The organism is Carnobacterium sp. (assembly GCF_049673005.1).
Lineage (GTDB): Bacteria > Bacillota > Bacilli > Lactobacillales > Carnobacteriaceae > Carnobacterium_A.
Window position 1 is genome coordinate 1 of record NZ_JBATXB010000024.1, and the last position, 6182, is coordinate 6182.

At 36.9% G+C, this 6182-nt stretch carries 6 protein-coding genes; all 6 read left to right on the plus strand.

The window, feature by feature from the left end; translation table 11 throughout:
• Window positions 1-164: SufD family Fe-S cluster assembly protein (locus WBF61_RS02195; RefSeq protein WP_424253528.1), on the plus strand; the 164-nt coding region annotated here is incomplete at its 5' end.
• On the plus strand, window positions 161-1399 hold the full coding sequence (locus WBF61_RS02200; protein WP_424253519.1) for a cysteine desulfurase: 1239 nt from the start codon (window positions 161-163) through the stop codon (window positions 1397-1399). The genes WBF61_RS02195 and WBF61_RS02200, both read left to right, overlap by 4 nt.
• Window positions 1386-1844, plus strand: a complete 459-nt coding sequence (sufU, locus tag WBF61_RS02205; RefSeq protein ID WP_424253521.1) for a Fe-S cluster assembly sulfur transfer protein SufU — start codon at window positions 1386-1388, stop codon at window positions 1842-1844. Before WBF61_RS02200 ends, sufU begins: the two co-directional genes overlap by 14 nt.
• A gap of 19 nt (window positions 1845-1863) precedes the next feature.
• On the plus strand, window positions 1864-3258 hold the full coding sequence (gene sufB / locus WBF61_RS02210; RefSeq protein ID WP_424253522.1) for a Fe-S cluster assembly protein SufB: 1395 nt from the start codon (window positions 1864-1866) through the stop codon (window positions 3256-3258).
• 633 nt (window positions 3259-3891) lie between these two features.
• On the plus strand, window positions 3892-4959 hold the full coding sequence (locus WBF61_RS02215; protein WP_424253524.1) for an AAA family ATPase: 1068 nt from the start codon (window positions 3892-3894) through the stop codon (window positions 4957-4959).
• The coding region (locus WBF61_RS02220) for a S8 family serine peptidase (protein WP_424253526.1) at window positions 4952-6182 on the plus strand (1231 nt) is incomplete at its 3' end. The genes WBF61_RS02215 and WBF61_RS02220, both read left to right, overlap by 8 nt.

Here is a 6182-nt window from a genome sequence, read left to right on the forward strand (position 1 = left end):
TGGATCCGGAAGAAATGTATTACTTGATGAGTCGCGGTATTCCAAAAGATGTCGCTGAACGTTTAGTTACTAGAGGGTTTTTAGGATCTGTGATTGCGGCCATCCCAGTGAAAACAATTCGTGATGGCTTAGTGGAAACGATTGAAGGGAAGTTACTGAAATGATGTTCCAAGGCGAAGAGGTAAAGAAAGATTTTCCAATTCTAAATCAAGTGGTGAACGATGAACCCTTAATTTATCTGGATAGTGCTGCGACCAGTCAAAAGCCAACAGCTGTCTTAACTGCCATTGAAACCTATTATAAAACGGCTAATGCCAATGTTCATCGTGGTGTGCATACATTAGCGGAACGAGCTACCAGTCAATATGAGGCGGCCCGCGAAACGGTTCGAGCATTTATCCATGCGAAAGAAACCGCTGAAGTGTTGTTTACTAGAGGAGCGACGACTAGTCTGAATTGGGTCGCTAAAAGTTATGGTGAAGCCAACGTGCATGAAGGCGATGAGATCGTGATTTCTTATATGGAGCACCATTCAAATATTGTCCCTTGGCAACAATTGGCTAAAAAAAATAAAGCGACTCTAAAATACATTGAGTTAACCAAAGATGGCCAATTAGATTTAACTAGTGCAAAAAAACAAATCACGACTAAAACGAAAATTGTCGCACTGACACATGTATCAAACGTCTTGGGCAGTATCAATCCTATTACAGAATTGACTCAACTGGCTCATAGTGTTGGAGCAGTGATGGTTGTCGATGGTGCACAAGCTGTGCCCCATATGACCGTTAATGTGGTTGATTTGGATGTTGATTTTTATGCGTTTAGTGGACACAAAATGTTAGGACCAACCGGTATTGGGGTATTGTATGGCAAACGAGCCTTATTAGAAGCCATGGAACCAATTGAGTACGGTGGCGAAATGATCGACTTTGTCTACGATCAAGAAAGTACCTGGACGGAATTGCCATGGAAATTTGAAGCAGGCACACCGAATATTGCCGGAGCAATCGGATTAGCCGCAGCAATTGATTACTTGAATCAATTAGGGATGGAAAATATCCATGCTCACGAAACAGCATTGGTGACGTATCTGTTGCCAAAACTACGTGCCATCCCGGGTGTAGTTGTTTATGGACCAGCGGAGGATGCAAGCCGTACGGGAGTGATTACGTTTAATGTGGATGATTTACACCCACATGATTTAGCAACGGCACTCGACATGCAAGGTATTGCTGTTCGAGCAGGCCATCATTGCACCCAACCGCTAATGAGACAGCTAGGAGCGTCTTCAACGGCCCGAGCGAGTGTTTATGTCTACAACACTAAATCAGACTGTGACAGCTTAGTTGAAGCCATTCTAGCCGCAAAGGAGTTTTTTAATTATGGCCCTAACTAGATTAGATCAATTGTACCGACAAGTTATTTTAGACCATTCTAGCCATCCACACCACCATGGCACATTAGAAGAGGCCACTAACCAAGTTGAAATGAACAATCCAACGTGTGGCGATGTGATTGAACTGCAATTAAATCTAACGGATAACCGCATTGAAGCGATTCGCTTTTCGGGAAGTGGGTGTACGATTAGTACGGCCAGCGCCAGTATGATGACCGATGTGGTTCTAGGCAAAACACCAGAAGAAGCTCTTGCATTAGTTGATCAATTTTCTTTATTGGTGCAAGGAAAAGACCCAGAAAACTTGGACGAATTAGGCGATGCAGCCATTCTTAGTGGAGTGGCTAAATTTCCAGCTCGGATCCGTTGTGCCACATTAGCTTGGAAAGGTCTAGAAAAAGCCTTAGCTACACCCGAGGAAACTAGAATCAATGAAAAAGAGTAACGAAAGGAGTGTTTGAGTGATGAGTAAAGTACCAGAAACACAAGAGTATCAATATGGTTTTCATGATGATGTCGAGTCGGTTTATACAACCGGAAAGGGTATTTCAGAAGCGATTATTCGAGATATCTCCACTCGTAAAGAAGAGCCGGAATGGATGCTTGATTTTCGATTGAAGTCTTTCGAACGCTACCAAAGCCAAAAAATGCCCACTTGGGGCGCAGATTTATCCGACATTGATTTTGACAACATTACCTACTACAAGAAATCCAGCAACAAACCGGAACGTGATTGGGAAGATGTACCTGAAAAAATCAAAGAAACCTTTGAACGATTAGGGATTCCTGAAGCGGAACGCAAATACCTTGCCGGCGCTGGTGCACAGTTTGAATCTGAAGTGGTGTACCATAACATGAAAGAAGAATTCGAAAAGATGGGCATTGTCTTTATCGATACCGATACAGCTTTAAAAGAGCACGCCGACATCTTTAAAGAACACTTCGCGACGGTTGTTCCTCCAACGGATAACAAACTAGCAGCTTTAAACTCAGCAACGTGGTCAGGTGGAACGTTTATCTATGTACCAAAAGGCGTTCGTTGTGATGTGCCGTTACAAATGTATTTTAGAATTAATGATGAAGCGATGGGTCAATTCGAACGGACGTTAATTGTGGTTGATGAAGGCGCGAGTATTCATTACGTTGAAGGCTGTACGGCTCCAACCTTTTCTTCAAGCAGCTTACACGCAGCCGTGGTTGAGATTGTTGTTAAAAAAGACGCGTATTGCCGCTACACAACGATTCAAAACTGGTCTGATAACGTCTATAACTTAGTAACGAAACGGGCAACAGTCGATGCAGGCGGTACGATGGAATGGATTGATGGCAACCTAGGTGCGAAAACAACGATGAAATACCCAAGTGTTTTCCTGAATGGAAATGGCGCACGTGGGACAATGTTGTCGATTGCGATGGCTGGCGCTGGGCAAAACCAAGATACTGGTGCAAAAATGATTCACAATGCACCCAATACGTCTAGTTCGATTGTTTCTAAATCGATTGCGCATGATGGTGGCGAAGTCAACTACCGTGGCCAAGTAACCTTTGGGAAAAACTCAGGTGGATCGATTTCTCATATCGAATGCGATACGATTATCATGGATGACCTATCTAAATCCGATACGATTCCTTACAATGAAATCCACAATGGCAATGTGTCATTAGAACACGAAGCGAAAGTATCAAAAATATCAGAAGAACAATTGTATTACCTGATGAGTCGTGGCTTAACCGAAGAACGAGCGACTGAAATGATCATCATGGGCTTTGTTGAACCGTTCTCGAAAGAATTGCCAATGGAATATGCAGTAGAATTGAACCGATTGATTGCTTATGAGATGGAAGGGTCAGTAGGGTAATGAAAATTAAAGAGTTAAAAACATTGTTTGTTTAATGTTTTTAACTCTATTTTTGCATGAGTAATTTTGATAAACCCACATTAAATTCCATTCCATTCTTTAGAAATTGAAGTACTCTGTAAAGCGTTAGCCAGTTTTTTTAGTTTTTAAAGTATGGCATGAGTGTATATATTCATAGTTATTATAACGTCTTTAAGGCCTAATGTTCTTGAACTTCTTTAATATTTCCGCTGAACTCAATAACGAACTGGCATGAGTATGACGAAAACTAAGTAAGATGTTTTTTGGTAAATTATATTTATCTAAAATAATGCATAACCAGCCGTTAGGTGCTATCGGGCAATATAATTCATTGAACTTGTTAGTAAAAAGAAATGCAGCCTCTTTAGAGGCATTGTAGCCAAATTTAAAATACAATTATTTTTAAACGCTCTCACTATTCAATTGCTTTTATCAGATGAAGCAACCGAAGTGCGACAAGCAGGATCTGATCAGAATGAAAATTAGTAACCAGGTATGCAAGTATGAATAGTTTTTTCAACAACAAATATATTTTATGTTTTTGTCCCAAATAATTAACATTAGTCCCATTTTATGTTATAATTTTACAAAGCTTACAGGAGGTGTTTTACTGTGAAGAAACAAAATGTAATCAACTTGATAAAATATCATGTTGAAAGAAATGAGAATGGTTTTAGAAATGAAGCAATAAGCATTGCGAGATATTTTGATAGTATAGGAGATTACCAGTTAGCCGAGTATATCATGGGGTTAGTTGCTGAATCCAATCTTTATGTTCCACAAGCAAGTGATTTTGAGAGCGATTTTTTGAAATCTGTCAATGTGAAAATATCAGACCCTCTAAACCTACCTTCAGAGATTGCAAGTGATATTAAGGGAGTAATCAATGCAGTAAATCATAATATTGGAATAAATAAGTTCTTATTTGAAGGACTTCCAGGTAGTGGGAAAACAGAAGCTGCGAAGCATATAGCAAGATTATTAGATAGGAATTTATATTACGTGGACTTTGATAATTTAGTTGATAGCAAACTTGGTCAAACAACCAAAAATATAACAAAAGTATTCAGTGAAATAAATACGATTCCACATCCCGAGAAAACAGTAGTTTTGTTTGATGAAATAGACGTAATCGCTTTGGATAGAGTTAATAGTAACGATGTAAGAGAAATGGGAAGAGTGACATCATCTATATTACGAGAACTTGATAGACTAACCGATTTAAATAAAAAGATAGTAGTTATTGCGACTACAAATCTGTTTAAAAATTTTGATAAAGCGTTATCTAGACGCTTTGATGCTATAATCAATTTTAATAGGTACACTCAAGCTGATTTAATAGAAATTTCGGAGTCGTTTTTATCGTCATATATCAAAAATTTTAAAGGAATATCGAAGAATACAAGGCTTTTTAAAAAGATATTAAGAAATGCTGATCAACTTCCATATCCAGGCGAACTTAAAAACGTTATAAAAACATCATTGGCTTTCAGTGATATAAATAGTAATTATGATTATTTACAGAGACTATATAGTAATTTAGTAGGTAATATAGAACAAACGACTATTGAAGAATTATATCAAAACGGATTTACTGTTAGAGAGATAGAGATGTTGAAAGGAAAATCTAAAAGTACTGTTTCTCGTACTTTGAAGGCGGAGGGAGAAGTGAATGAATAATGTTTTGGAATTAAGAGGAAATCGGTTTGTTCAAGCTTCAAGGGGTGGAAGCTTTGGAGGACCTTCTATGAATGGTAAAGAAATCGTTACAAGCGAAAAAATAAACAGACTAATAAAAAAAATATCTCAAATTAAAAAATTTTGGCAAGAAGAAAACAAACCTTTTGAGGGTGTTTTAATTAGTGTTCATTATAATAAAATTGTTGCTAAGAGTAATAGGATAGGAGGTTTATTTAAGGGACATAAATCAAATGGTTGCGTCGTTGGAGCCAAATTTAATAGTGATAGAAGCAAACACATTATTACTTATTATCTTAACTCTGATGATTTAGTCAAGAGTATAGAACTATTGGAAAAGGCAAATAATATTTTGGCTAAAAAATTTAATAGCAGTATTAATAATGAAATACTAAAAGATAAAACTCAAATAAATAGTAGTATATTTAAAAATTATCCTATAACTCAATCTCCATTTAAACAGGTAATTGCAGATGTTTCATATATTGATGATTTTGAAATTGAATATAGTGAGAATCAAGGTGAACAAAGCATAGTAACTCTATATGACACTAAGTCTGATACAAAAAAGATTCTTAATAGTTTAGGTATAGATATTTTAACAAGTCGAATCCTAGATGATCAAACAGTGTTTTTAGATGGAAACCAATTAGATTTATTATTTGCCAAAGCACCATATTTAATTTCAATGGCTACAGTAGATTTATCAAAATTAGCTCCTTCAAATTTCATTCAAAATTATGATGCTAAACTGATGTCAATACCAACACCTGACATTGAATCAACTATCGGAGTTATAGATACACTTTTTGATAAAAGTGTTTATTTTAACGAATGGGTAGAATATCATGATTTGATTGATGATAATATACCTAAAGAACCTCGGGATTATAGTCATGGAACCGCAGTAACGTCTATTATTGTAGATGGACCAACACTGAATCCATGGCTTGATGACGGGTGTGGGAGGTTTAAAGTTAGACATTTTGGTGTTGCAACAGGATCTAGTTTTTCATCTTTTAGTATTACTAAGCAGATTAAGGAAATAGTTACCAAACACAAAGATATTAAAGTATGGAATATTTCATTAGGAAGTAATGATGAAATTAACAGTAATTTTATTTCAGCAGAATCAGCAATTTTAGATCAAATTCAATTCGAAAATGACATTATTTTTGTTGTTGCTGGAACAAATAAGCCAAATG